Source organism: Brevibacillus sp. HB1.2 (assembly GCF_013332495.1).
GTDB lineage: Bacteria > Bacillota > Bacilli > Brevibacillales > Brevibacillaceae > Brevibacillus > Brevibacillus porteri.
Genome location: NZ_JABMIU010000020.1, coordinates 43922 through 70572, shown reverse-complemented (window position 1 = coordinate 70572; position 26651 = coordinate 43922). Strand labels below are relative to the sequence as shown.

Here is a 26651-nt window from a genome sequence, read left to right as displayed (position 1 = left end):
TTAATGCCTCTAGGTCAAAACACCTAACTCAATGTACTATGAATACTATAAAATTGAATATAGATATCTAGTATTTGATGAAATAAAAAGAATGGGCAACTCTACATTGAATACTGTAAAGTCACCCATTCTGACTAGTTAAGTTAACTGCGTTTTGCTGGCGGTACCCCTCTATGAACTTCTCCTATACATATTCATGAGCCAACATCAAAAACACACTGGACGTCCAAGTAAATGCCCGGTCTCTCAGTCCATCCCCTGTCAGCGCATCGAAATTTTCCGCCATTCCACTGCGGGCTGCCATTCGACAAAAACGTCTGGCAATCTCCTGAGAGAACGCGACTTCGCCAGCTCGCCGTAATCCATCAACTACGAGCATCGTCACTGGTGCCCAGATCGGGCCTAACCAGTAACCATCCGCACGGTAGAAGGAACTAGTTGGACTCTCCGTAGCCAGTCCATTCTCGGTCAAAAACCGCTCCTGCAAGTCCGTAATCAGCTTGGCTCGGATGTCCTGCGGCAGCTTTTTGCCAAGCACGAGAGGCATATAGCGAATCAAGCTGTCTCCTTGGGTAGGCTGATCGCTGCCGGAGTGAGTCGCGTAGAAATTCTCCCCGTTCCAATGCTTCTCCATGAGCCGTTGCAGCGTCATTTCGGCCTTTTCCAGCCACCTCGCTGCCTCTTCATGACGTCCCAATCTCTTCGCCAAATCCGCCAACACATCCATTTGCAGAATCAAATACGCAGGCAGGTCCGGGCTTTCGATTGGCGCCCCATCGAGGAAAATCGTGCTGTTGTCCCAGCCGCAGTCATAGCCGTGATTGTACTGCGGAATCCCGTCCTGATCATCATCGCGGTAACGGAACCACCAATTGGTCCAGCGACAAAGCGGCTCGTACACCTCTTCTAGCATCTCGTTCGTAATCGCGTCGTTCCGATCGAGCATCCAGCGCAGCGTCCAGCCGTGAATCGGAGGCTTGCAGCAATTCCACAACGCATACCGATCATTGATAAAATCGGGGAAGACACCACTTTCGTCCTGCCTGTCGATAAAGATCATGAGCTGATCCCACGCCAGCGGCAAGTTTGCTCGCGTCAGAGCCATCGCATTGAAGCAATGATCCCAGCTCCAGATATTCGTCATCCAATTTTTGGACATATACATCGCAGACCGTGGCAGATAGCCTTCTGGTCTCACCACACAAGACCAGGTGATGTACGCCGCGAGTTCTCGTGCTTCACTCAAGCCTTCGCGATGCTCCTCAGATACAGAAAGTGTCCGTTCCAGCCAATCGTCGTACTCTTTTTTCACCTGCTCCCAAGCATCGGCAAAGGCGGGATAACTGCGCTCCTTCCAGACGGTGTGGAATTCCTCCAGTACGCCTTCCAGTACACCTGTTTCCTCATCGGGATGAAAGGTTACGCTTACTTGCTGTTCACGCGATGCCTTCGTAGGGTTGACCACCAGCGCTCCAGCAAGCGGAGTCACTCGCAAGCGAATCTCCGTGGAAAAATGATTGATTTCCCAGCATCCGGCTCCTGCTTGAATCGCATAAGCAGCTGCCGTCGATTCCAGCACCAGTCGCAATCCAACACCTTGACCACGTACCTGCACCAGCTGCGGCTCGCTCATGCACAGCTTCACTTCGCCTTTATCCCCGTAAAGACGCAGCAAGGTTGGTGTAGCCTCCGTCTCAAATGGAATCGCCACACCATCCGCTACCATTTCGATTCGAAAAATCGCGCCATCGTGGTTGTCACCTCCACGAATATTGCGTAAATACAGCCCTTCTGTTCGCTTGGCGTTACCTAGTCGCGAGAGTACGAGATACGACCCGTATCGGCTAAAAGGAACGATTCCTAAATCAAACTGCATATGTCTCACCTCGAGGTTGCTTCGTCGATCGTTTACGATCGCGCTTTTCCATCAGACGACTGAATCTGGCGTTCATCCACCAGACGGGCAGACTCGCTCCCAACAAGATCGGCAAAACAGGAATCGCCAGCAAGAGAATCATGAGAAGGAGCAAGCCTCCCATCGTGACGAGCGAATGCAACGGAAAGGCCGCGACCAGCCAAAACGATTGCTTGAGCGTCCTCTTTACGTCTGCATCCTCCCGAACAAGCAGGGAAAAGGCGTGGCAAGAGGTAGCCGCATGCAAGAATCCAATCCCCGCAAAAACGGCCGCAATCGAGAGCCCCCACAGGGAGCCCAAGCGCAGGAAGAACACCACATCGCCCCACAGAATTGCCCCCGTTAGCACCGTCCCTGCGCCAAGCCATTGGCTCCTCCAGAAGTAGTGGCGAAAAGCATGCCAGAAGGCGGACGGAAGCCCACGGTCACTCCACTTGCCGCTCAGTACGTCGTGCAGAGCAGCTGTCGCTGGATAGATTCCAAAGACGATGCCTCCCATGAGCGTGCACACCACCCACATGAGATGCGCTGCCGCCATCCGCAACAATCGCTCACCAAATTGATGAAATGACCATGCCCAGCCTTCCCACTTCGCCCGATTCCCCACTTCTGCTCCCTCCTTACTTGATAGCCTCTTACTTAATAGCAACGCCAGCTGAATTGTCTACGATATATCGTTGTGCGAGGAAAAAGAGGAGTAACGGCGGAAGCGAGATCAGGAATGTTACCGCCATCAGCCCGGTAGCCTCTACTTCATACATCCCTTTAAATTGCGCCAGTCCCAGCGTCAGCGTGTACTGACTTTGGTCATTCAAGAAAATGAGTGGACCCAAATAATCGTTCCATGTGCCCAAGATGTTGAATACACTCACCAAAATCAGAGCAGGCATCATCAACGGCATAATAATCCGTGCGTAAATCTGAAACGAACCCGCACCATCAATACGCGCTGCCTCATCCAGCTCACGAGGAATGGTCAAAATAAACTGTCGCATGAGGAAAATATAAAACGCTGACCCGAAGAACGAAGGAACAATCAACGGCTTGAGCGTATTGATCCAGCCCAGGTAGTTGAATTCCATGTACAGCGGGATCATCGTCACTTCCCACGGAATCATCATCGTAGCCAGAACGACCATAAACAGAAAGTCTCTCCCTTTAAACGTAAACCGAGCAAAGCCATATGCGACCAGCGAAGACGAAATCAACTGACCAATCGTAGTCAGGATCGTCACCGTCAACGAGTTTTCCAAATAGAGATGAAACGGCTGCGACATCCACGCATTCCCGAAGTTCTCCCAATGCAGCACATCCGGAATCCATTTTGGTGGATACTGCAAAATCTCATCGTCCGACTTGAGCGCAGTAGAGATCATCCAGTAAAACGGTGCGAGAAAAAGGAAAGAGAAAAAGATCAAGCTCGCATAAGCGATCGTTTTGCGTATCACGCTTCTTCCCCTCCCTTGCGATTGTCGCCCTCGTAGTACACCCATTTGCCAGACGTTTTAAATACAATGAAGGTCAATACCAAAATGATCGCAAACATAAACCAGGAGTTCGCCGAAGCATATCCCATCTTGAAGTATTTGAAGGCGTTGTCGTACGCGTACATGGCATAGAAATACGTAGACTGCAACGGTCCGCCTCCTGTGAGCAGGAGTGCTAGACTCAACTGCTGGAACGCACTAATGATCGTCATAATCAGGTTAAACAAAATCGTTGGGCTCACCATCGGCAGTGTAATGCGGAAAAACTTTTGCACTGCCCCTGCCCCATCAATCGAGGCCGCTTCATACAAGCTCTCCGGAATGCTTTTGAGCCCCGCCAGGAAAATCAATACCATGGAGCCTTGCCCCCACAAACTGGCGATTACCATGGCAATGAGCGCCCACGTCGTATCGTTTAGCCAATCGGGACCTGTAATCCCAACCAGACTGAGCAAATAGTTGAAAATACCGTATTCCCCGTCGTACACCCACGCCCAAATCATCGCCAGCGCCACACCGGAAATCACGCTCGGCAAGTAAAATACGGTGCGGAAAAAGCCGCTGCCTTTTACCTTCTGATTCAGCATCATGGCCAAAAACAACGCGATGAACAAATTCAACGGTACAAATAACAACGCAAATTTAATCGTGATCCAGAGCGATTGCCAAAACAATGGATCGTCCGTAAACATATTGACGTAGTTGTCCAAGCCGACAAACGTAACCTCACCAACGACAGGCCAATCAAAAAAGCTCATGACGAGTGAAAACAGCATAGGTCCCAGCGTAAAAGCGAGAAAGCCGAGAATCCAAGGCAAGATAAAAAGATAGGGCGTAAGAAACGCCCTTCCCTTGAGTTTTTTCGGTTGAACGGTCATGGCAGGCTGTTTATGTGTCACAACACTCTCTGTATTCAATTCCCTGACCCCTTCCCGTTATTTTTCTAAAAACTTCTGGGAGTCTTTGACTGCCTTGTTCAGTAATTCCTCGGCATTTTGTCCCATCATGATCGCATTGACCGCTGCGGAAAGGTTCCGGTTGATTTCGTTCCAGTGCGGATTCAACAGGAAGGCAGGCGTGTCAGTCGATTGTTCCAATGTCTTATAGAACGGCGCGTAGAGTGGGTCCTGATCGAGCTTCTTTTCTTGTACGACACTAATACGCACAGGCAAGTCAGATGTACGCATCTTGATCGCATCACTGGAAACGAAGAACTTCAAAAACTCCCAAGCCAGTTCTTTGTTTTTGGAATCCTTGGCGATCGATACAGAGGAGGTTCCGATGACACCCTTACTAGGCTTGCCAGGGAATTGCGGCATCACGACCGTACCAAAATCGACATTCGCCTTCTTGTACGACTCGAGCGACCATACGCCGTTGTCATACATCGCGAGCTTACCCGCTTTGAACAAGTCGTTCCCGCTCTGCTGGTTTTTTCCACCGACAAGCAAAGCGCTCTTGTCTTTCGTCAAATCACTGAAAATTTGCAGGGCTGCTGCCGTTTCCTTGCTGTTCATGTAGCCTTCGATGGCTTTTCCATCAGGGCTAATAAAGCTACTGCCGTTGCTCCACACGAACTGCTGCAAATCGTACGTATCCGGCTCCGAACGAACAGCGAAGCCGTACTGCTTCTTATCGCGAACGGTCAGCTGTTTGGCAGCCGATTTGAAGTCATCCCACGTCCATTCGTCTGTCGGAAGTGGTACATTTGCTTCGTTAAACAGCTTTTTGTTGTAGAATACGACCCGCGTCGAGAAGCCCGCTGGGAGACCAAACAATTTTCCATCGAATCGATTATAGTTTAAGAGGCCTTGGTAAAAGTCGTCGATTGCCACTGATGGGTCCTTCTTTACGTACTCATCCAATGGCTCGAGCGAGGCGTGGTACGTTGGGAAATCCCACATGTACATGACATCCGGCGGGTTTTTCGCTCCGAATGCCGCTACCAGCTTCTGATCAAAACCATCTGCATATGCCTCGACTTGTACCTTCACACCCGGATTTTTCTGTTCGAATTGTTTCGCGATATCTTGTTGGATCTTCAGCATTTGGTCCGTATCCCATGTCGCGAAACGCAATGTAACCGTTTCCTTTTTATCAGACGATGCTGGTGTTGTCGTACCTGTGTTACTAGATGTGCCGTCTGATCCTGATGGCTGGGCTTGTGAACAACCAGCTACGACGGCCAAAAGAAGTGCCATACCAGCTGCCATCCATTTTGACGCAACCTTTTTCATCTGTGATCCCCCCCTAGATTTACCCCTCATTTTTCTTTATTTTAATGAAGGGAAAAAAACGGTGAAACCGCCAACTGTTCGCAATAGTGCGTCAATTTGTTTCCTTTTTTTCGCTTTGTTCAGGTTTGCGCGGTGGAGTGGACGATTGTTCGACTGGACCCCTCCTTTTGTTTGAAACGGTAGTGGCTCGGGGTCATCCCTGTACATTTTTTAAACCATTTGCTGAAGTATTTCGCGTCAGGAAGACCGACTCGCTCCGCTACCTCCTGAATGGACAGCGTTGTTTCATCCAGCATCGCTCGGGCCATTTTTACCCTGCGCTTATCGAGAAACTCGCCGAAGCTCTCGCCCACTCCCTTTTTAAACATCACACTAAAATGACTACGGCTCAGTCCCACCTGCGATGCTACCTCACTGACCGTCAATGGCGTATCCAGACGATCGAGCGCATAATGAACAGCCTGCTTGATCGGTTCCTGCCACGGATCTTGAATGACGCCGTACTTGCGCGCCCGCTCCGTGCGCTGGTAGAGCATTCGTACCGCCTGAATCCACGGTTCGAGTCCAGCAAACGGACTTGTTGTCTCCCAGCTCGTCACCTTTCCAGCCAGCTTCCATTCCACGAGCAAGGATTCTACCTGTCTGCTAATACTTGCGGGAGTCAGTAAAAAACGGATATCGCCACATGCGATCCACTCCCATTGGCTGTCCAGCTCCCGTGAAATCCATGCCCGCTCCTGTTCCTCGCCATTTGCACTGCTGCCCATCCCTTCCAAGAGCCATACACGCATGGAATCGTTCATCCACGACCAGTGTGATTGCAGGAGGGAGGACAAGCTTTGCTCGAAATCCCGGCTCAAACCAGTCAACCACGCACCGAATTCCCGCTTCCATTCATCAGGGCGTTCCCTACTTTTATCGGGTCGCGCGCTCTCGCCTGCCAGCTCAGACCGCAGCTTTTCCAACAACGTCCCCCATTCCTCATCCTGAAACTCGGTCTTCAACAAATATCCGGACACCCCGAGAGAAATTCCTTGCTGGGCAAAAGCAAAATCGCGGTGACAGCTGAGCAGAAGCATCTTTGTTTGGGGAGCGTGCTCCTTCACTCGCCTGCACAGCTCCAACCCATCCATTTCCGGCATGACGATGTCCGTAATCACCAACTCGGGCTGTATTTGCAGGAATGCCTCCCAGCCTTTCCGACCATTCGGTGCATCCGCTACCACTTCCATCCCGTAGCGACTCCACGGCACCATTGCCTTCAGTCCTCTTCGCACCAGCACTTCGTCATCCACAATCATTACCTTGATGTTCATCAGGAATTTCCTCCCTTTTCGGCCATGTGATTTGAATTGTGGTTCCTTCTCCTCTGACAGATGAAATTTTCATGCCGTGCTCCATACGGAAATGAAGCTTGAACTTCTGATCGACGTTGTACACACCGAGCCCTCGTTTGCTAGAACGCTCCAGATCAGGATCGAGAAGTTTGGACAATCGCTCCGGCACAATTCCTGCACCGTCATCTTGCAACAGCAGCGTCACAAGCCCTTCTTTTTCACTGACACGGATCCGGATCGTTCCGTGCCCGTCTTCGAATGCGTGGAAAAAGATATTTTCCAAAAGCGGCTGGAGAGTCATTCGCGGGATCAAATAGCGACGGCAAGCCTCTACTCCCGTCTGTTCAAATTGAAAAACGGGCCCATACCGCAGCTCTTGGATTTGCAGAAAATGCTCGACGGTTTGCAGTTCCTTTTCCAACGGGACGAGCTCCTGCGTGATGTCGAGGTTGCCCTCTAGCACTTTGATGAGATGATAGAGCATATTGCCAATTTCATTGGCGCCAGATAATCTTGCCTTCCACTGGATAGAATTGAGTGTATTAAACAACAGATGCGGATTGATCTGGTAGTGAACGGCTCGCAGCTCTGCTTCCTTTTTCAACTGCTCGGTGCGACTCACCTCGGCGATTAGCGTCTGAATCCGCCTCACCATTTGATTGAAGCTCACCCCTAACCTCCCCAGCTCGTCTTCCGTGTCTACCTCTGCGCGCGTCTGCAATTCGCCTGTTCCTACCAGCCGCATCGTTTCTTGAAGTCGTTTGATTTTGCCTGTAATCCGTTTGGAAAATAAATACGCCAAAAGAAGTGCCAGCACGGCCGAAAGAATCAGCGCTGCGATAAAAAAGGATTGAATCACTTCCGCAGAGCGGTTCATTTGCTCGTAAGGCAAGCGCACCTGAATCATCCAGTTGTTGGACTCCAGTGGCTTGTTCCAGACGATATCGCTCTCTTGCTGGACGAACGTACCCGCAGTCTGGTAAATTAGCTCGCCATTTTTGGCTGTAATCGTTACATACGCACTCATGTCCTCTTCCAGCTGTTCAAACAACTGAAACAGCTTGCCTGCTTTCATCTCGATCAAAATCCGGCTATCCTTCAATACGCCATAACCGCTGAGAACAGGAACGACCAGACCGAGTACCTTTTCCTGATTTCGCAGCTCCGCCTCCTCCTGAAATCCGACATAATGCCGTGGTGTGTAAAAACCGATCCATCGCTCCTCATCCAGCTTGGCGGGCAGCCCCTTCCACCACCATTCCCGCATCAGATCCTTTCCATTGATCACATTTTCCCCGAAAAAGTAACCGGAGGGCGTCACGATAAAAATGCCTTTTGTATCAAGGTTGCGGTGCGCCCCCAGGTATCGCTCGAAGTTTTTTTGTTCCAGGAAGCCTGTGTACGTCTTCGGCTGTTCCTCCCGCATGACGACCAACGTCGGGTCTGACACGTACGTATTGATGTCATAAGCCATGTATCTCATTTGACTCAGGTAGTTGTCGATCTGGATTTGCAGCTGCGTAGCGATATACTCGCCTGACTTGCTAAATTGCTCGCGAACGACCATCGACGATTTCCAATACGCCATACTCCCTAGCGTAATCAGCGGAATAATGGCTGCAATCAGCATAAAAGCGAGCAGCTTGGCATGAATGCTTCTGCGCGGAAAGAGCGACCATGACTTCATGTGACAGAACCACCACCGGATTTTGATTAGTTGCACTATTCAATCTTTAATTAGATTGTACAACGTTTCGGCGATGCCTTCGAGAACAATCAGCGGTTAGTCACACAAATTCCGCTTAGACAACTGAACCGGAGAAATCGTATCCTTCGAAAAAGGCGTTAGCCTCATCTGGAAGAAAAACTCCTCTGGACGCAAGGCATGCTGCTCCGATTGCTTAGGTCCGCAGCTATTGCTACCCAGCCCGTTTTGTCGATAATCGAGATGCAGTGTGACATACTCTCTTTTTACGAGATCTGTCGTGTGTTTCGCTTGCTCCAGATCGTCCGTATCATAGCGAAGTGCGCTAAATTCCAAGGTCGGTTGACCCATCGCGAAAAGTCCAATGCCTCGCTGATCCGTGATCGACATCCATTTGACGTCCGTGCGATTGCCATTTTCCTGCGGGAACACGTACGGCGTGTACAGCTCATCCACGCTCGCGTGATACACCCCGATGCGATTGGCTTCCTTGCTGTCGATGTACGCCTCTCCCGGGCCACGACCATACCACGAGACACGCTCCATATCTTTGGCGACCAATAGCTTCAAGCCGATTCGTGGCAGCATTGCTGGCGGGGTGCCTTTGGGTGTGCCTTGAACATCTACTTGCACCTCGCCATTTCCGAACACGGTATACGTGTAGCGGCACGCAAACCCCCAGTCGTATACAGGTGGAGCAATCCGTACATCGCAGGTAATGACCACACGATCTGCTCGATCCTGCTGGATGCTTACATCCTCCACTCGATTTTGCAAACGATCGAGGTACACCTTGCGCCACTCTTCCACTACGTACATGTCATTGTCAATCGGAGCACGCCAAAACGTGAGACGAGGTCCTGCCACCAACAGCTCCTTGCCTGCAAATACCCAGCTCGTCGGCACACCGCTCACTTTGTCAAAAACGAACTGAAAATCTGCTCCTGTAAGGGTGACGTCCGTTTTCGTTTCTTTCGTATCTACTCTGCCTAACACAGCCTGATAGGGAGCGACCGTAACCAGTTGGGCAGCGGTCACTGGCAAGACAAATTGTGCCCACGCCAGCTCATGTCCTGCCTGTACCCAGCTCTCATCTTGGGCCAGCACAAAGGAGAGAGTCAGCCAGTAGTCGGCCCGATCCTGTACCTGCGCGGGCAAGGTATATGGAACAGCTACAATGGTACGACTTCCTGCTTCTGTATGTGGCAGCGACAGCGTTCCGCTCTGCACCACTTGTCCGTCTGCTGTCACACTCCAAACCATTTTCACGTGCGCAAGCGTGCGGAAATCATAGCGATTCGTAATGGTGACGAGCCCGCTTTCCAAATCAGTCGCTTCGACGACGATCGGCTCAATCACTTTTTTGTATTCGAGTAATCCAGGGGATGGGGTGCGATCCGGACGAATCAGGCCGTCGATGACGAAGTTGCCATTCGTCGGGTAGTCCCCGAAGTCTCCCCCGTAGGCATAATACTCTCGCCCATCCGGCGTAAATTGACGCAAGCCGTGATCAATCCATTCCCACACAAAACCGCCCTGCAAGCGTTGATATTTGTCAAACACATTGGCGTAGTCGCGCAAGCCACCGGGTCCATTTCCCATGGCATGAGCATACTCGCACATGATATGCGGCTTTTGCAGATGTTCATTTTCACCGTGCTGGATCATTTTTTCTACCGAGGAGTACATGGTGGAAAATACATCGCACACTTCTGCTTCGCGATCCTCCTCGTAGTGAATGAGGCGAGTCGGGTCGGCTTGTCGGCACCAAGCAGCCATTGCCCGGAAATTGCAGCCGAAGCCGGATTCGTTGCCAAGCGACCACATGATGATCGACGGATGGTTTTTGTCCCGCTCTACCATGCGCTCCATGCGCTCCACGTACGTCTGCTCCCACTCTGGATCATCGCTCAGCCGACTAATATTTCCAGTTAACTGGAAGCCATGTGTCTCCAAATCGGTTTCGTCCATGACATACAATCCGTACTGGTCGCACAAATCGTAAAAACGCGGATCGTTCGGGTAATGCGCGGTACGAACGGCGTTGATGTTGTAGCGCTTCATCATGAGCACATCTTCACGCATCGTTTCATACGGGACAGCACGCCCGAGATCGGGATGATGATCATGGCGGTTCACGCCGTTGAGGCGAATCGCTTTACCGTTTACGAAGAAGTTGTTTCCTTTTACTTCGATCTGTCGGAAGCCCACGCGAATCGGGATGACTTCTGTCTTTTCGCCCGACTCCTGCTCAATCGAAAGTAGCAGATGATACAGGTTCGGCTCCTCCGCCGACCATTTTTTCGGCTCCTGCACCGGAAGCTCCAAAGTCACGACCTTTTCTTGTCCGGCTGCCAGCTCTCCTGCCCCAGTGTCCGTCAGCGAAGCGATAGGCATGTAGGATGAATCCAACAGTTTTGCGGTCACGTTCACCCCATCATAGGAAGCTGCGGAACTGTTTTCTACATGGACACGTACCCGCAGCACGCCATGGCGGCATTCATCATCCAGATCAGTCACGACTGCCAAATCTCTCACATGCAGCTTCGGTCTGCCAATCAGGGAAACATCCCGGAAAATCCCGCTCAAGTACCACATATCTTGATCCTCAACATACGTACCGTCCGACCATTGGTACACTTGAACAGCCAAGCGATTACTGCCTTCCTGCAACAGCTCCGTCACATCAAACTCAGATGGCAAGCGGCTTCCTTGGCTATAGCCGACTTCCTTCCCGTTCAGCCACACATGAAAAGCGCTGTCGACCCCTTCAAACCGCAGGATCACCTGCTGATTTTGCCACGCAGACGCTACGGTAAACTCTCGTAAATAGCAGCCTGTCGGGTTATCTGACGGGACATGCGGCGGATCTACCGGAAACGGATAATACAAGTCCGTGTAATGCGGTTTTCCGTACCCTTGCAGCTGCCAATGCCCCGGCACCTGAATCCGGGCCCACTCCGTCGCATCATAATCGGCGGCAAAAAAGTTTTCCGGTACACGCAGCGGTGATTCTGCGTATGCAAACTGCCAATGCCCATTCAACAATTGAAACCACGGTGTCGCGCCTCTTTCATATGTCAGTGCTCCCGATTCTTCCGGGTAAGACAAAAAGTAAGCCCGCGCCGCCAAGCGATTTCGCTCAAGCAGCTGATGATTCGCCCAGTCATACCGTTGTTGCATCGATGTACACTCCTCTTTTTACAATTTCACGGTTCCTTGTTCCCTGTTCATTGCTTGCAGGGCCAGGGCGCCAGCACCGAGCATTCCTGCATCTGCACCGAGCTCGGCCAAAACGATCTTTGTCTGTTGATGAACAACTTCCATGGCGTACCGTTGTACACTCGCTTGTACCGGGGCCAGCAATAGCTCCCCAGCCCGGCAAACCCCACCACCGATCACTACGAGCTGCGGGTTGCACACGTTCACCAGCACAGACAAAGCCCAGCCCGTTACTTCACACACTTCGTTCCAGGCGCAAATCGCCACCGCATCACCTTGTTCCACTGCCGTAGCCACCTGCTCAGCCGTAATCCGCTCAATCTGTCCATCGCACAGAGTAAACAGAGGAGAGGCTTTTGCTTGCCGCGGATTGGCATCGAGCTCCTTGTCTAAGCGTTCACGGGCCAATCTGGCAATACCTGTGGCAGATGCGACCGTCTCAACACAACCGAGTTTGCCGCAATTGCATGGAGCAGTAAGCCCTGGATAGCGCACATGACCAATCTCTCCCGCGAATCCGTGACTGCCCCGAACGAGCTTGCCTTCGTTTACAATCCCTGCTCCCACCCCTGTACCAAGCGGCACGAAAACGAGGTGACTTACCTCACGACCCGCACCGAAAATGGCTTCTCCGAATGCAGCTGTCCGTAAATCGTTTTCAAAAAAAAGCGGCAGCTCCACCAACTTCGCGAGTGGTGTCCGCAAGTCTGCCTGGTGCAATTGAAAGTTGGGCGAGTGAACCGATATCCCCTTTTCCGCATCAAAAGGACCAGGAAATCCGATCCCTACTGCCTCTATTTGAACGGGTGATTGATCCCGCAGTTCGTTAATCAAGGCAGCCATTCGCTCGATCAAGATGGGCAAGTTGTTATGAACTTTTGTCTCCTTGGCAGCCCGGAGGAGAATTCGCCCATTCTCGTCCATGACCGCCCCTTTCATTGTCGTACCACCGACATCGAGGCCAATTACATGGCGCATGCTACTCCTCCCTTCTGAACCAGTCATTCTACTCGACTCGCTCCACATGCATCGGTTGACTCCTCAACCTCTGCACATCGTCGGGCGCGATCATGCCCGCTCCTAACGACCGTGTATTCGCGGCGCCGCATGCCATCCCCAGCCAAATCGCATCTGGCCAAGCCAAGCCTCGCAGCCTTCCGACAAGGACACCCGCAAGCATCGAATCACCGCAGCCCACTGTATTTTTCACTTCGGTATCCGCTAACCGGATCGCGGAAATACGCCACGTCTCCTTGCCATCGCCAAACCACGCACCCTCCTCTCCTAACGAGAGAAGGACTCGCTGGGCACCGTGCTCATGCAGTTCGCGTATGGCTCTGCATCTGGCATCGTCGCTATCCAGCGAAAATCCGAGAATCGCTTCCGCTTCCGGTCGATTGGGCTTGATGAGCGAGGGGGTTGCTTTGATTCCTTCCAGCAGGGCCTGGCCGCTCGTATCGAGTACGCATGCGGTTCCTTTCCCAGCGACACCTCGGATGAGCGCAGCGTATGTTTCGGTTGGAACGCCACCTGGCAAGCTTCCGGAAAAAACCATGTACTGTGCCTGGTCCGCCAGCTCGATCAAACGCGTTTGCAAGCGACTGATCTCTTCTTCACTGGGCGCAGGACCTTGCTCTAGCACTTCTGTCACCGTCTTTTCCTGTTCATCGAGAAAAGCGAGACACAGTCGGGATTCTCCGCTCGTTTCGATAAAGGAGGACGTAATCCCCTCACACTCGCAGCCTTCTGCGATGAATCTCCCGTTGTGACCAGCGACAAAACCGCTTGCGACTACACCCTGCCCCAATGCTTTCGCTACACGCGCTACATTTAGCCCTTTTCCGCCGGGTAAGCTCAGTACATCAGTCGAGCGATGCAGCTCTCCAGAACGAAAATGCGAGAGGCGATACGTCTTATCGATGGCCGCGTTCAGTGTTACCGTTACGAGCATGCTATCTCACCTGCACAGTAACGAGCGGCTGCCCCATTTTTTGTTTGAACAAATTGATCACTTCTACAGGGGTTGGATCGACGCCGCGAATCAGAGCAGCGTACAGCGACACGAAGTCAGCCAAGTACACGATGGAAAACAAACGAGCCATTCGGGACACGCCGTGGGAGTGAACCACCCTTACCCCACCAGCGCGCTCACGCAAAATGTCAGCGCTGATCTCTACACGTTGGGTCGTCTTCTCGCTATCCTCCTGATCGCGGATGAGTGTAAAATGAACGCCCTTCAGCAGTGCAGACGGCGAATCCCAGCCCACAGCTTCGTCGTGGTGAAGACTCGGAATGGCGTTCCAAAATGCCATCAGCTTGCTGTTTTCCCCGAGCTGGTTTTTCCAACGCCATGCAGGAGCATCGAAAAACGGTAGCGTTCCGTACACAACAGGTATCAGTCCATCCATCTCGATGGCGATTTGCTTGGCTTCATTATTTTCGATTGGAGAGTCCGTTCCGTAGATGTGCTTCCACTTTTCGAACAGGGCAATCGTCTCCTCGACCTCCGCACGTTTGTCGGAAATCAGCCCGAGTTTCGTCAAGATGGCGAGAATCGGCAGGAAAATGTAGCCGAGTACGATCCGAGGCATCATTCCGCCTGGTACAATCAAGCACGCATGATTGTGTTCACGAGCCAGCTCTAATACTTTTCCGCCCGCCGTAATGACGGCGATCTGTGCTCCTTTGGCGATGGCCGCTTCATAGCCGCTGACGACTTCTTCTGTATTGCCGGAGTGGCTAACGACGATGACGAGCGTCTTCGCATCTACAAAAGCCGGGAGGGTGTAGCCTTGATTTAATTGAAGCGGCACTTGCAGCTCGTCAAACAAATACGACTTGATCAAATTAACGCTCGCAGCCGAACCGCCACCAGTGCCAAGCACCACAATATTTTCAATTTTAACAGAAATATTTGATACATCTAAAGAATCAGATAATTGTAAGCCTGTTTTAAACTGCTCATCATAGCTTTCCGTATCTTGCAGTGCCCGAATCGTATCCAGTTCACGCAGTGCTTTTGTATCATCGAGATTCATACGCATGTAAAATCGTCCCTTTCCCATTTTTTTGATTAACGTCCACTAGCTTTCCCGATACAACCACACATCTCCATCTTGGCGAGAGCCACTTCTTTGACCGCCTGCTTGGCCTGCTTCATATAGGTGCGCGGGTCGTTTTCCTGCGGGTTGTTGTCAAATACGCCCTTGATCGCTTGTGAAAACGCGATACGCAGCTCTGTCGCTACGTTCATTTTTGCCATGCCGAGCTGAACCGCCCGCTTCACCTGCTCCTCGGGAATTCCCGAACCGCCATGCAATACAAGCGGCACAGAAACACGACGAGCAATCTCTTCGATACGAACAAAATCAATGCGTGGCTCCCCCTTGTAAATCCCGTGGGCCGTACCAATAGCCGGAGCCAACGTATCTACGCCAGTCAGCTCGATAAATCTCTCGCACTCGATCGGGTCAGCCAGTGCAGCATCTGCATCGTCCACGACGAGATCGTCCTCCACGCCCCCGACCTTGCCGAGCTCTGCCTCCACATTGACACCGCGCTCCCTAGCCAGCTCCACTACACGCCGGGTCATCGACGCATTTTCCGCAAAAGGATGCATCGACGCATCGATCATGACCGATGTATAACCCGCTTCAATACATCGCACGATCAGCTCCTCTTCATGACAATGATCCAAATGCAGCGCAATTGGTACCCGGGCCTCTTCTGAGGCTACCCGGGCGATTGCTGCTACATACTCAGGTCCGAGATGCCGGACCGTTCCGACTGTGGTCTGTAAAATGAGCGGTGCGTTTGCTTCGCAAGCCGCCTCCACTACTGCTTGGAGCATTTCCATCGTGTGTACGTTGAATGCCCCCACACAATATCCTTGCTCCCTTGCTGTGCGCAGCATCTGTGTCGATGATACCAACACCATATCGATCCCTCCGTTTCCTTTCTGATCTGGTAGTTTACCTAGTCACGCCCTGCAAGCTCGCCAGCTCCAGGTTGATGCCCAGCTCCGCGTACTTACTGACAAGATGCTGTGCCGCCGCATCCGTAATAATCCGATCGACATCGGACAACCCGGCGAACTTCGCCAAATGCGTCTCTCCGAACTTGCTGTGGTCGGCCAGCACGTAGACTTTTCTGGCGCGTTCCATCATGACTTGGTTGATTTGCGCTTCTGCCAGATTGAGCGTCGTCAGCCCATTTTCCGGATGAACCCCATCTGCCCCGATAAAGCATTTGAAGACAGAAAGTCCACGCAGATTGTCCGCTGCGACAGAACCAACGAGCGCAAAGGATTTGTGGCGCATCTCTCCACCGATCAAGATAACGTGATGCTTGCCTTGACTGTTCAGCTCCATGGCGATGTTGACCGCATTCGTCACGACAGTCAGATCATTCAAGCCGCGCAGCAGCTTGGCGAGCTCCATCATCGTTGTCCCTGCCCCGAGAATAACCGTATCCCCCGGCTGTATGTGCGACAGCGCTTGATGGGCAATCGCTTGCTTCTCTTCGCTTTTCTCTTCCAGCTTCTCTGTAAAACTGCGCTCCAATGGCAAGAAATTCGTAATCGTCGCTCCCCCGTGAATGCGCGTCAAGAGACCATCGTTTTCGAGCTTGATCAAATCTTTTCGGATCGTTACTTCCGACACATCCAGCGCCAGACTCAATTGGCTGACGGTTACGCTCTGTTCTGCTTTCAATTGTTCGAGGATCTTGCTGTGCCGTTCGGCTGCCAGCATAAGACTTCACTTCCTTACGATCATAAATAATTTTGTTTCGTTTTATTTCTATTTTCCTTTCGTTTACTTTCACTTCGATCTTAGCATTGTAGAAAAACCGATGTCAAACAAGTTATGAAATTTTCCGAAAATAAAACCAGCCTGCTCTGGTTCTAGACCAAAACAGACTGGTTGGTTGCCGCTTTACCCGATATCCCGACTTTCCAGCATGAAATCAATAAACTTCTTATGTGCCCGTGAAAGCCACTTGTTTTTATGGTAGGCAATTTGCGCATAGAACAACAGCTCTTCCTCGCACGCTATCATTTTCACTTTTTGCTCATTCAACAAGGCTTCGACGCTGATAGAGGGCATCAAGCTCACGCCTAGCCCGTTCGCCACACTCTGCTTGATCGCTTCCATACTGGAGAATTCCAGGTGATGCTTCGGCTTGATCTCCCTTTTTTCCAAGAATCGTTGAAAAAACCGCCGCAGAGCACAATGCTCTCCGCTGAAAATCATACATTCCTCGCCAGCATCCTCTATTTTTTCAAATGAATGATCACGCCCCCCGATAAAAACCAGCCGCTCGGTAGAGAACTGCTCCACGACCAGATTCGGATCATCGAGCTTTGGCTCCAGCGTGATCACGATATCCAATAGACCTTCATGCAGCTTTTCCCGCAAACGAATACAGTCGTCCATCACAAATGAAATATTTACGCCTGGGTAGCTCGCTCTGTACTTGGACAAAATGTCGCCCAGTCGATAGATCGTAAGCGTCTCCGAGGCTCCGATGCGCAGCTCGCCTTGCAGTGATTGCTCATTCGCCGATATATCCTTGATCTTCGCATACGAAACCAGCAGCTCCTCGACATACGTGTACAGCTCGCGGCCATAAGCGGTCAACTGAATTTTCTTTCCCAGTCGATCAAACAGAGGGACACCCATTCCTTCTTCCAGCTGCTGAATATGGGAGGTAATCGTCGCCTGTGAATATTGCAGTGCTTGTGCCGCTTTTGTAAAGCTGTTGAAATCGACGACTGCCTTAAAGGTTTGAAATTGGCGAATCTCCATGCCCGCTCCCCCTTGCCCGCCTATTTATTATCAGAAATCCTGAAGATCATCTTCAGAACTTTCATTTTTACTAATAACCAATGATAGCATATGATTCTTGGTAAGTACCGGTACGGCTTGAACGATTCGAACATAGGAGCTGATTTTCGATGAAAAAAGTGTGCTTGTTATTACCGAATGGTTTTGAAGCAGTAGAGGCTAGCGTATTTACAGATGTAATCGGCTGGAACAAGGAAGAGGGCGACGGAACAACGGAGCTGGTGACGGTGGGAACGCGCAAAGAGCTGAAATGCACGTGGAATTTTACCGTAATCCCCGAAATGGTGATCGACGATGCGGATGTAAATGACTTCGATGCACTGGCACTGCCTGGCGGTTTTGAGCAGGCGGGGTTTTATGAAGATGCCTATCGCGAGGACGTGCTCGCTTTCATACGTGAATTTGAAAAACAAGGCAAAGTGATTGCCTCCATCTGTGTCGGCGCACTTCCCCTCGGGAAAAGCGGGATTTTGCAAGGCCGAAAAGCAACGACCTACAACCTGAACAACCAGTTGCGGCAAAAGCAACTAGCTGCGATGGGTGCCACTGTCATCCCTGACCAATCCATCGTCATCGACAACAATATTATCACCTCGTACAACCCTTCAACCGCTTTTGATGTGGCATTCACCTTACTGGAGTCGCTGACATCCCGCGAAAACACCGACAATGTGAAACGCTTGATGGGGTTTCTTGTATAATAAAACCGGCATTCTGCCCAGTGCTCTTGGGTAAATGCCGGTTTCTTTCTGCTATTTAACGAACAAGCTTGCCAGCGCTCACTGTGTCTATATGAATGAGAATATCAAATGTTTGCCCAAGCGCAGTTGTTACAGTGTTTGGTTTGCTTGGATCAGCAGAACCGAATCCGTTCAAAAACGGTCGTTCTTCCTCTAACCATTTTTTGGTGAGACCTGTAGCATTCCGTAAATCAACAAAGTATTGATCCTTTGAGACTTGATCCAGGGTGTGATTGAATGTTTTTGGATCATTCGATTCAATGGTAACGGGAACAATTTTATTTTCTAGGTTATACGCGTTGTAATCGCCTTTCCCGAATGAAGTTCCAATCGTTACATATTTCTTACCATAATGCTCCAGTAAGTGCTGACCGGCGAGCTTCGGGTATACATCCGGCAATATATTGTTCTTTGCGATGTGCCCATTGTGACCCCATACGATTGTTTTTCCCAGCTGTTCATGAGCCCACTTCGCATTCTCAAACATCGCGATATCATGCCTCAAAAATACTTCTGATGGATTCTCCGAGAAGTTGAAATACATGCCAGTAAATTGCTCAATGACCTTGGCGTGTTGCTTGATCTTTGCAAACTCCTCGGATTGGCCGTTCAGACGCTTTTTGTTTTGTTCTAATATTTTCGTGATTTCTTTCGCTTGCTCATGATGTTTTTTCTGAATGGCATCTGGCAAAGATGTATAGGTTTCCAGATCCTTCGTAACTTCGGCAAGTTCCTTCATTTTTTTATCCACACGGGGCAGCAGGTCAGGCTTATATTCTTTTATATACTGTCTGATCTCATCGTATACATTTTCGCTGACGTTTTGTACATCCATCCCGACCACCCGCAGTTTCTCTTCGTTCTCGGGATCGGCATTGTACTCACGCATCCATTCCAGCATGTCTACGATTTCTTGTGTTTGAAATAGGGGCATTAGATATTCACTCGGATTCCCTTCTCCTGTGAGAACGTAATGATCGAGTTCCAATGCGTTGCCCCAGTTTTCTTCTAATACAAGGGTGGTAAAGCCCATTTCCATAACGAGAAATTCAACAATCCGGTGTTTCATCGTAAAAATTTCACGACTGCCATGATTTGCCTCACCTAAACCGACGATTGAAGCAGAACCGATCATGTCGCGCAGCGGTTCAATATCTTCAAGATCAGTCCCAGGCTCAGCGCTATTCAATTCAAAAGATTTCAGCTCTAACCATTCTTTTGGACTTAGATTTTTTGCCTTCTTCCCTTGTTGTTGTTCGCTGTCCGCCTCGGTTAATGGAGCTGCATACGTGGCATGGGCTCCTGTTAAGAGGAGACTACAAATCGATACCGCGGCGATGCTACTTTTGTAAAAGTTCATTTCTCTTTCCTCCTATTATCTTCGTTTGCCCAAAGTATGGCCCGAGCACTGCCTGTACAACAAGTAACGTTTTGTCATAAGTATCAAACGCCCAGCTGCCAACGGTTTCCCCCTACCCCATATGACAATCTGTCATCAAAAAAAGCACCGGATCTTGAAGATCGGTACTTTTGAAATAACATTTCCAATGTCATATGCTGCAATCGGGGATAAGAATAGGCCAACCATCACACCCTACCTTCTAAAGGAGTGGTGAATCATGGATAATAAAAAGCGTTCCTCTGAGCACGATCCAACGATTGCGCCAAGTATGTACGGTCATGATCCATTAGAAGAAAAAGCGACGGAAGAAGAAGTGGAAAAAGGGGATTACACAAAGGTAACGCGGCTGTTCCTGGATCAAACGCCGGAAGAGTAAAGACGGGATTTCTCCCGTCTTTTTGTCATCTATAAGATACTCTTGGTTCGAGCCAGTTCAACTGCTTCTTCCCGGTTGCTGGCACCGAGCTTCGAATAAAGAGTGGAACAGTAATTCCGTATCGTTCCCTCCGATAAATATAGTTTGGTGGCAATCGATTTGTAGCGAAGCCCATCCGATAAAAGCTGTAAAATCTCCCGCTCCCGTTTCGTCAATCCATACGGATCATTCGGGCTGAACCTCTCCAACTGCTCACGTTGGCGCTTCATCTCTTCGAATACGCGCGTGGCGATCGACTGATCAAGCCACGTTCCCCCGCTATAGATGAGCTTCATCGCTTCCATCATCTCTTTTGGACGAGTAGACTTGAGCATATATCCTTCCGCCCCATGCTCCAATGCTGTTGCTGCCTGTACCGAATCCTCAAACGTTGTCATGACCACAACCTTCATGTTCGGCCAGCTTTCTTTCATTTGAAGGAAGGTCTCCAGTCCGTTCATCCCTTGCATGTGCACGTCCATTAACACGATATCCGGCTGGTGTCGTTCACACTGTTCTAAAGCTTCTTGCCCATCACTGGCTGTACCCACAACGATAAAGTTGTCCTGCTGGCTTAAGATTTGCTGTAAGCTGTCGGCAATCATCACCTGATCATCAACAATAAGCAGGCGGATACTTCCCTGTCCAGCTTCTGCCTGTATGGGAACATTACAAATGACAACGGTCCCTTGCCCTGATTGTGAATGAACGGACAGCGTACCTTGCTGTTGCTCAAGCCGTTCTTTTATTCCCTTTAGTTCTAAGCCGAATTCGATGGACTCTAGTCCGTTGCCATTATCTTCGATTTGTAAACGGAGTTGCTGACTTTCGAAATACAGATCAACAGCTATCACACTTGCTTGGCCGTGACGAACCGCATTTGTGAGCGATTCTTGCAGGCAACGATATAAAGAAATGCTCATTTTTTGCATAACGAGCGTCTCACTGCCGATCACACGGAAGTTGACCGTTACACCTGTTGACTTCATAAATTCTTCCGTCAGTTCCAGGAGTGACTCACTTAACGACTGGTTGAAGCGAGCATGAGCATGAGAGAGCTGATGCAAATGCTTTCTGATATCATCCAGGCTGCCTTGTGCTATGGAGACAAGTTTATCAACTCGTTCGACCTGTGAATCAGGAACCGAAGATCGGAGCGACTCAACGCCAACAATCAGAGAGGTTAGCGAATGGCCAATCGTGTCATGTAACTCATGTGACAACCGATTACGTTCCTCGATCAGTGTCAGCTCCTCGATTTGCTTAATATGCTGCTCCAATAATTGCTTCTGTTCTTGAATGATGCGGCCTTGCTTATGAGACTCAATTAATATGCTAAATGCCATCCCAATCGCAAAACCAAAGCTGCAACTAAACATGAACTCGTACGGGAGACGATTGGTAATCAACCCGTTCAAAACCGGAAAAATAATCCCACTAGTGATTCCCGTCCACATATACGTTCTGCGACTACTGGCCACACCAATAATGATTACTAGTAAAACGAAAGGCCAAGTCAATCCAGGCGCTACAAAGGCCACAAATAGATAAAAAAAGCCTGTCATTACGACTTCGACTGCCAGATACCAATCTTTTTTTCTATATTGAACGATCAATGGAATGGCATAAACCAAAAGGGCACTAAGGATGATGACTCCGAACGGAACGGCTATCATTGCCGGATACATAATATCTGCGATGACGATGATACCTAGCCAAATCGTTCGCAAGGCAAAAATCACCCAATTGTACCAGAACCATTTTTTTATCATGAATAACATTTGTCATGTACTCCTGCTCATTTGAATGGTAAGGAATTTCCCGAATGTTTCTGACTCATCATGCATCATCATTTCCCGATTCGTCAAGCAGAATGAGCCGTGTCATATAGCTCCTATGACATTTTATCATGCCGCAAATATGAACGGTTAGCACGATGTCATATATAGATTGAACGGTATTGTCACTATGTGATTTTACAGCCCTGAGAATAAGGTGGATGTGTAAAGACAACACATTTCAACTTACAGGAGCGATGAGAAATGAAACCATTCCCTATGCAAAAAGGAGCGTCCCTTACGTTATCTGCATTATTGATAGGAACGCTGATACTTCCTACTTACGGTTGTGCGGAAGCAGGTTTGGACCAGGCAATCACGCAACAACAGAAAACGGATCATACCAAAATAAAAGAAGCGATTGATAAAGCTGCTGCCAGCGAAAACATTCCAGGTGTCCTCTTTGCAGTAAAGAAGGGAAATGATTTCTGGTCGTATGCTTCCGGCGAAGCGAATATAGAAAGTAAGAAACCGATGGAAGCTGACTTTTCATTTCGAATCGGGAGTTTAACGAAATCGTTCGTCGGTGTAGTGACCCTGCAACTAGCTGAGGAAAAGAAGCTAAGCCTCGATGACTCGTTGGAAAAATGGCTCCCAGGTGTCGTCCAAGGAAACGGATATGACGGTAACAAAATTACGATTCGTCAGTTATTAAATCATTCGAGTGGAGTGGCAGACTACTTAGATGATGAACTCAAGGAAAGTATAATCCAGAACTCCACTCAAACGTTTACAGCAGAACAACTCATTTCTCGCGCATTAAAGCATACACCGACCACGGGTGGCTATTCGAATACGAATACAGTGCTGATGAAACTCGTTATCCAAAAGGTCACAGGAGAAACGGTTGCCGAACAAATCAAGAAACGAGTGATTGAGCCGCTTCAACTAACAGAAACGTTTTTCCCGGATCACTCACAATCCATTCCGAAAAACAGTCCGAATGGATACTTTAACAATGCCGGTACATTAATGGATATAACTGACCTTAACCCTTCGTTTGCAGACGCAGCAGGGGCTATGATCTCGACTACGAAAGATTTAACAACGTTCTTTAGCGCTTTATTGGGCGGAAAATTGTTAACACCTGAGATGCAGAAAGAAATGTTAACCACTGTTTCTAATCCATACGGAAAATTCGGACTCGGTATTCAGGAAGTAACATTGCCGGATGGCACTACCATATGGGGCCATCAAGGCGGTATTCCTGGATTCACCAACTTCGCAGGTGGAACAAAAGACGGCGAGCACGTGATCGCGATGAGTATCAATGCATTAGGAGATACTGTTTCTCATATGGAGAACATCCAGATGACTGAATTCTCGGGACAAGCGATGCAACCATCCACCCCGGATCAAGCAGCTCAAAAACATGGGAAAGAAATGAAGGACTTCATTGATCAGAAAGCAAAAGTTGAGGGAGTCCCTGGAATAATTGCTGCTGGGTTAAGAGACGGAGAATACTGGTCTTATACAGCCGGTGTAGCCAACCTCGATAATAAAAAACCGATGGAGCCAGACTTTACTTTCCGTATTGGTAGTGTCACAAAGGCGTTTGTTGCTACCGTTGTCTTACAGTTGGCTCAGGAGAAAAAGCTAAATCTTGAAGACTCGGTAGAAAAATGGCTCCCAGGTGTGGTAAAGGGCAATGGGTATGACGGCAACAAAATCACGATTCGTATGTTATTGAACCAAACGAGCGGGATTGCAAGCTATACGAGTACAGACATGCGGTACGCTACCTCATTCCCTCAATATACCGTTGATGACCTTGTACGTATGGGACTGGCTAAGCCGCCAGTATTTCAACCAGGGGCAGGCTTTGACTATTCGAATACAAATACCGTCCTAGCTGGTCTTGTTATTCAAAAGGTGACAGGAGAAACGTACGATGTGCAGATGAAGAAACGGATCCTCGACCCGCTTCAGATGACAAATACATCCTTTAGTGGCAGTAATCCAAAAATCCCGGGCCAGCATGCCACAGGCTATAGCTTGAATCGGGAAGGGAAACTGTTTGATTTCACAGAGTATAATCCTTCATTCGCGAATGCTGCGGGGGAAATGATTTCGACAGGGAAAGATTTGACCACCTTTTTTAGTGCGCTTTTGGGTGGGAAATTATTAAATGACGAGATGATGAAGCAGATGACAACAGGTGTGGAATCGCCTTTTGGCAAATATGGATTGGGAATTTACGGGGTGACACTGCCGAGCGGAAAGACCTATTGGGTTCATGGAGGCGGCATTCATGGGTTTGAAACGTTAGCGGGTGGTACCTTAGGCGGGAAGGATATTATGGTGACGAACATCAATGCGGTCGGTCCAGAACCTGTCGTCACTAACCAAGCCATGTTCGAAAAGGAATTTAACCGTTGAGTTAAAAAGGAAAAATGATAGAAGGCTTTTGCCTTGGGAACTCCAAGAGCAATAAGCCTTTTTCCTTTTCAGTTTTATCCATAAATATATTTATGGATATACCAATAAAACACAATTTGTTTTATCGATAACTCGATCTTAGAATAGCAACTGTACCCCAATCAAAAAATACAGGAGGCAATATAGATGGCAAAACAAATCTTGATGGTAGTCACTAATCATACAGACATGCAGGAAGGCAAAAAGACAGGAATCTGGCTGTCCGAGTTTGCGGAGGCTTATCTGGCCTTCGAAAACAAGGGCTATGTAATCACCGTAGCAAGTCCATTGGGCGGAGTTGGTCCAATTGACCCTGGCAGCGTGGACAACCAAACACCGCAAGAAATCTTGGACGCCGCCAAGCATCTGGAAAACACCAAAAAGCTGGACGATGTAACAGCAGACGGCTTCGAGGCCATTTTCCTCCCAGGTGGTCATGGCACGATGTTTGACCTGCCAGATAACCAAAAGCTCCAGCAATTACTGCGAGATTTTTATGAAGCAGGAAAAATCGTAGCGGCTGTTTGCCACGGTCCTGCCGGGCTCGTGGGTGCGACCTTGTCAAATGGTCAGCCGCTAGTCGCAGGCAAGCGCGTGAATGCTTTCACAGACAGAGAAGAAGCAGCGACAGGCTTAGGCCCCTACCTGCCTTTCCTCCTGGAGAGCAAAATCCGTGATCTCGGTGCCATTTTTGTGGCGGCACCAAACTGGAACACACATGTAGAAATCGACGGCAACCTGATTACCGGACAAAATCCGCAATCTACACTCGCTGTCACAGAAGCAGTAGTAAACAAATTAGGCGAATAATACACGTGAGGCTGATAGACGAAATACCTATCAGCCTTTTCTTTCAACGAAAGGAGGGCTACTCACTACCATGGCAACAGAAAATATGGCCGGACACTATAAACCAGCACAGGCCACTCGCAAAGGATCGACTCTCGCCCTGTACGCTCTGACACTCGGAGCATTTGCGATCGGGATGACAGAGTTCATCATTATGGGACTACTCTCTGAGGTAGCCACCAGTCTGAACGTCTCCATTCCGATGGCTGGATTCCTTATTACCGGCTATGCATTGGGTGTCGCTATCGGCGCTCCCATCATTACGATGGCTACCCACAGAATGCCGCGCAAAGCACTTCTGCTGTTTCTTATGATTCTATTTATCGCGGGAAATGCGCTAGCAGCCCTCGCACCGAACTATATGGTTCTGATGCTGGCTCGCATCCTGGCTGCTCTTACCCACGGATCGTTCTTCGGTGTGGGTTCGGTCATTGCTGCTGAGCTGGTTCCCAAGGAAAAACGCGCGGGTGCCATCGCGATTATGTTTACCGGACTGACACTGGCCAATATTTTGGGTGTACCGATTGGAACGTTTCTGGGGCAAGCGTACGGGTGGCGCTCTACTTTCTGGGCAATCACGATGATTGGGATCATTGCATTGATCGGAATTGTCATGCTCGTTCCGAAGGTCGCCAACGCAACGTCCAGTCTGCGACAAGAGCTCGGCGTGCTCAAACGCCCAGCGGTTCATATCGCGCTTTTGATGACTGTATTCGGATTTGGTGGCGTATTTACCGCGTTTACGTACATTTCGCCAATCCTGGTGGACATCACGGGCTTCTCACCCAGCTCTGTTTCGTACATCCTCGTCTTATTCGGCGTAGGGATTACAATCGGGAATATTTACGGTGGAAAATTGGCAGACCGCAAGCTGTTTCCTTCCCTGCTCGGGATACTTGTCGCACTAGCGCTCATTCTCGCTGTGTTCAGCTTTACCGATCAAAATAAGCTTCTCACCTTAATTACCGTATTCATTTTGGGGATTGCCGCATTTGGTACCGTTCCTGGCTTGCAGCTCCACATGCTCAACACAGCCAAGGAAGCACCTACTCTCGCCTCGACCCTGAACATCGCGGCCTTCAATCTGGGTAATGCACTTGGTGCCTATATCGGGGGCGTTGTTATCGATTTTAACTTTGCAGGCGGTCTTACTGCCGTTCCTTGGGTCGCTTCGCTCGTGACGGTCATCGGAATTTTGTTTACGATATGGGGAGCACAGCACCAGAAACGTCTCAGTTAA

The 26651-nt window shown here is 49.6% G+C and carries 21 protein-coding genes; 5 read left to right on the top strand and 16 right to left on the bottom strand.

Annotated elements, in window-relative coordinates:
* Nucleotides 1-184 precede the first annotated feature (184 nt).
* The 14 genes from HPY28_RS27560 to HPY28_RS27495 all read right to left on the bottom strand — a co-directional run bounded on the left by HPY28_RS27560 (nucleotide 185) and on the right by HPY28_RS27495 (nucleotide 17710).
* A complete protein-coding gene (locus tag HPY28_RS27560; protein WP_174231823.1) occupies nucleotides 185-1876 on the bottom strand; it encodes an amylo-alpha-1,6-glucosidase in 1692 nt (563 codons plus the stop codon).
* Complete coding sequence (locus HPY28_RS27555) at nucleotides 1866-2522, bottom strand: YesL family protein (RefSeq protein ID WP_174231822.1); 657 nt, start codon at nucleotides 2520-2522, stop codon at nucleotides 1866-1868. The genes HPY28_RS27560 and HPY28_RS27555 overlap by 11 nt, the downstream gene beginning before the upstream one ends.
* Before the next feature lie 28 nt (nucleotides 2523-2550).
* Nucleotides 2551-3363: a carbohydrate ABC transporter permease gene (locus HPY28_RS27550; RefSeq protein ID WP_017246740.1), complete on the bottom strand. Its 813-nt coding sequence runs from the start codon at nucleotides 3361-3363 to the stop codon at nucleotides 2551-2553.
* Nucleotides 3360-4280 carry a carbohydrate ABC transporter permease gene (locus tag HPY28_RS27545; RefSeq protein ID WP_173623524.1) on the bottom strand — a complete coding sequence of 307 codons (921 nt, stop codon included), beginning with the start codon at nucleotides 4278-4280 and terminating at the stop codon, nucleotides 3360-3362. The genes HPY28_RS27550 and HPY28_RS27545 overlap by 4 nt, the downstream gene beginning before the upstream one ends.
* A gap of 57 nt (nucleotides 4281-4337) precedes the next feature.
* Complete coding sequence (locus tag HPY28_RS27540; protein ID WP_173623474.1) at nucleotides 4338-5639, bottom strand: ABC transporter substrate-binding protein; 1302 nt, start codon at nucleotides 5637-5639, stop codon at nucleotides 4338-4340.
* A gap of 119 nt (nucleotides 5640-5758) precedes the next feature.
* Nucleotides 5759-6955 carry a response regulator transcription factor gene (locus tag HPY28_RS27535; protein ID WP_017246743.1) on the bottom strand — a complete coding sequence of 399 codons (1197 nt, stop codon included), beginning with the start codon at nucleotides 6953-6955 and terminating at the stop codon, nucleotides 5759-5761.
* Nucleotides 6927-8663 carry a cache domain-containing sensor histidine kinase gene (locus HPY28_RS27530; protein ID WP_174231821.1) on the bottom strand — a complete coding sequence of 579 codons (1737 nt, stop codon included), beginning with the start codon at nucleotides 8661-8663 and terminating at the stop codon, nucleotides 6927-6929. The genes HPY28_RS27535 and HPY28_RS27530 overlap by 29 nt, the downstream gene beginning before the upstream one ends.
* A 96-nt stretch (nucleotides 8664-8759) precedes the next feature.
* Nucleotides 8760-11864, bottom strand: coding sequence for a beta-galactosidase subunit alpha (ebgA, locus tag HPY28_RS27525; RefSeq protein WP_174231820.1), 3105 nt, complete (start codon nucleotides 11862-11864; stop codon nucleotides 8760-8762).
* 18 nt (nucleotides 11865-11882) lie between these two features.
* Nucleotides 11883-12881 carry an ROK family protein gene (locus tag HPY28_RS27520; protein WP_017246746.1) on the bottom strand — a complete coding sequence of 333 codons (999 nt, stop codon included), beginning with the start codon at nucleotides 12879-12881 and terminating at the stop codon, nucleotides 11883-11885.
* Nucleotides 12882-12909: 28 nt separating this feature from the next.
* Nucleotides 12910-13854 (bottom strand): 1-phosphofructokinase family hexose kinase, encoded by a 945-nt coding sequence (locus HPY28_RS27515; protein WP_174231819.1) that lies wholly within the window; start codon nucleotides 13852-13854, stop codon nucleotides 12910-12912.
* Between the two features lies 1 nt (nucleotide 13855).
* Nucleotides 13856-14947, bottom strand: coding sequence for a bifunctional phosphoglucose/phosphomannose isomerase (locus HPY28_RS27510; RefSeq protein WP_174231818.1), 1092 nt, complete (start codon nucleotides 14945-14947; stop codon nucleotides 13856-13858).
* Between the two features lie 29 nt (nucleotides 14948-14976).
* Nucleotides 14977-15840, bottom strand: a complete 864-nt coding sequence (locus tag HPY28_RS27505) for a class II fructose-bisphosphate aldolase (RefSeq protein WP_017246749.1) — start codon at nucleotides 15838-15840, stop codon at nucleotides 14977-14979.
* A gap of 34 nt (nucleotides 15841-15874) precedes the next feature.
* A complete protein-coding gene (locus HPY28_RS27500) occupies nucleotides 15875-16654 on the bottom strand; it encodes a DeoR/GlpR family DNA-binding transcription regulator (RefSeq protein ID WP_106835527.1) in 780 nt (259 codons plus the stop codon).
* A 183-nt stretch (nucleotides 16655-16837) separates the two neighbouring features.
* Nucleotides 16838-17710, bottom strand: a complete 873-nt coding sequence (locus HPY28_RS27495) for a LysR family transcriptional regulator (RefSeq protein WP_017246751.1) — start codon at nucleotides 17708-17710, stop codon at nucleotides 16838-16840.
* 149 nt (nucleotides 17711-17859) lie between these two features.
* Here HPY28_RS27495 and HPY28_RS27490 point away from each other — a divergent pair, with 149 nt between their 5' ends.
* Nucleotides 17860-18450 (top strand): DJ-1/PfpI family protein, encoded by a 591-nt coding sequence (locus HPY28_RS27490; RefSeq protein WP_174231817.1) that lies wholly within the window; start codon nucleotides 17860-17862, stop codon nucleotides 18448-18450.
* A gap of 55 nt (nucleotides 18451-18505) precedes the next feature.
* On the opposite strand, the gene HPY28_RS27485 is transcribed toward HPY28_RS27490, so the two are convergent.
* Nucleotides 18506-19849, bottom strand: a complete 1344-nt coding sequence (locus HPY28_RS27485; protein ID WP_174231816.1) for an erythromycin esterase family protein — start codon at nucleotides 19847-19849, stop codon at nucleotides 18506-18508.
* A 259-nt stretch (nucleotides 19850-20108) separates the two neighbouring features.
* Here HPY28_RS27485 and HPY28_RS27480 point away from each other — a divergent pair, with 259 nt between their 5' ends.
* On the top strand, nucleotides 20109-20267 hold the full coding sequence (locus tag HPY28_RS27480) for a hypothetical protein (protein ID WP_174231815.1): 159 nt from the start codon (nucleotides 20109-20111) through the stop codon (nucleotides 20265-20267).
* A gap of 29 nt (nucleotides 20268-20296) precedes the next feature.
* Here the strand turns inward: HPY28_RS27480 and HPY28_RS27475 are convergent, their stop codons facing one another.
* On the bottom strand, nucleotides 20297-22087 hold the full coding sequence (locus tag HPY28_RS27475; protein ID WP_017246755.1) for a helix-turn-helix transcriptional regulator: 1791 nt from the start codon (nucleotides 22085-22087) through the stop codon (nucleotides 20297-20299).
* Between the two features lie 261 nt (nucleotides 22088-22348).
* Here HPY28_RS27475 and HPY28_RS27470 point away from each other — a divergent pair, with 261 nt between their 5' ends.
* The 3 genes from HPY28_RS27470 (at nucleotide 22349) to HPY28_RS27460 (ending at nucleotide 26651) form a co-directional block, all read left to right on the top strand.
* Nucleotides 22349-24523 (top strand): serine hydrolase domain-containing protein, encoded by a 2175-nt coding sequence (locus tag HPY28_RS27470; RefSeq protein ID WP_174231814.1) that lies wholly within the window; start codon nucleotides 22349-22351, stop codon nucleotides 24521-24523.
* A 186-nt stretch (nucleotides 24524-24709) separates the two neighbouring features.
* Nucleotides 24710-25372 carry a type 1 glutamine amidotransferase domain-containing protein gene (locus HPY28_RS27465; RefSeq protein ID WP_174231813.1) on the top strand — a complete coding sequence of 221 codons (663 nt, stop codon included), beginning with the start codon at nucleotides 24710-24712 and terminating at the stop codon, nucleotides 25370-25372.
* 70 nt (nucleotides 25373-25442) lie between these two features.
* Nucleotides 25443-26651, top strand: a complete 1209-nt coding sequence (locus HPY28_RS27460; RefSeq protein WP_173623482.1) for an MFS transporter — start codon at nucleotides 25443-25445, stop codon at nucleotides 26649-26651.

Excerpts from the sequence above, each read along its gene's own strand:
- ebgA (WP_174231820.1), bottom strand. The coding sequence starts at position 11,864 with ATGCAACAACGGTATGACTGGGCGAATCATCAGCTGCTTGAGCGAAAT.
- HPY28_RS27560 (WP_174231823.1), bottom strand. The coding sequence starts at position 1,876 with ATGCAGTTTGATTTAGGAATCGTTCCTTTTAGCCGATACGGGTCGTAT.
- HPY28_RS27520 (WP_017246746.1), bottom strand. The coding sequence starts at position 12,881 with ATGCGCCATGTAATTGGCCTCGATGTCGGTGGTACGACAATGAAAGGG.
- HPY28_RS27485 (WP_174231816.1), bottom strand. The coding sequence starts at position 19,849 with ATGAACTTTTACAAAAGTAGCATCGCCGCGGTATCGATTTGTAGTCTC.
- HPY28_RS27465 (WP_174231813.1), top strand. The coding sequence starts at position 24,710 with ATGGCAAAACAAATCTTGATGGTAGTCACTAATCATACAGACATGCAG.
- HPY28_RS27530 (WP_174231821.1), bottom strand. The coding sequence starts at position 8,663 with ATGAAGTCATGGTCGCTCTTTCCGCGCAGAAGCATTCATGCCAAGCTG.
- HPY28_RS27490 (WP_174231817.1), top strand. The coding sequence starts at position 17,860 with ATGAAAAAAGTGTGCTTGTTATTACCGAATGGTTTTGAAGCAGTAGAG.
- HPY28_RS27545 (WP_173623524.1), bottom strand. The coding sequence starts at position 4,280 with ATGACCGTTCAACCGAAAAAACTCAAGGGAAGGGCGTTTCTTACGCCC.
- HPY28_RS27460 (WP_173623482.1), top strand. The coding sequence starts at position 25,443 with ATGGCAACAGAAAATATGGCCGGACACTATAAACCAGCACAGGCCACT.
- HPY28_RS27480 (WP_174231815.1), top strand. The coding sequence starts at position 20,109 with ATGGATAATAAAAAGCGTTCCTCTGAGCACGATCCAACGATTGCGCCA.
- HPY28_RS27535 (WP_017246743.1), bottom strand. The coding sequence starts at position 6,955 with ATGAACATCAAGGTAATGATTGTGGATGACGAAGTGCTGGTGCGAAGA.
- HPY28_RS27510 (WP_174231818.1), bottom strand. The coding sequence starts at position 14,947 with ATGCGTATGAATCTCGATGATACAAAAGCACTGCGTGAACTGGATACG.
- HPY28_RS27500 (WP_106835527.1), bottom strand. The coding sequence starts at position 16,654 with ATGCTGGCAGCCGAACGGCACAGCAAGATCCTCGAACAATTGAAAGCA.
- HPY28_RS27475 (WP_017246755.1), bottom strand. The coding sequence starts at position 22,087 with ATGTTATTCATGATAAAAAAATGGTTCTGGTACAATTGGGTGATTTTT.
- HPY28_RS27470 (WP_174231814.1), top strand. The coding sequence starts at position 22,349 with ATGAAACCATTCCCTATGCAAAAAGGAGCGTCCCTTACGTTATCTGCA.
- HPY28_RS27505 (WP_017246749.1), bottom strand. The coding sequence starts at position 15,840 with ATGGTGTTGGTATCATCGACACAGATGCTGCGCACAGCAAGGGAGCAA.
- HPY28_RS27495 (WP_017246751.1), bottom strand. The coding sequence starts at position 17,710 with ATGGAGATTCGCCAATTTCAAACCTTTAAGGCAGTCGTCGATTTCAAC.
- HPY28_RS27540 (WP_173623474.1), bottom strand. The coding sequence starts at position 5,639 with ATGAAAAAGGTTGCGTCAAAATGGATGGCAGCTGGTATGGCACTTCTT.
- HPY28_RS27515 (WP_174231819.1), bottom strand. The coding sequence starts at position 13,854 with ATGCTCGTAACGGTAACACTGAACGCGGCCATCGATAAGACGTATCGC.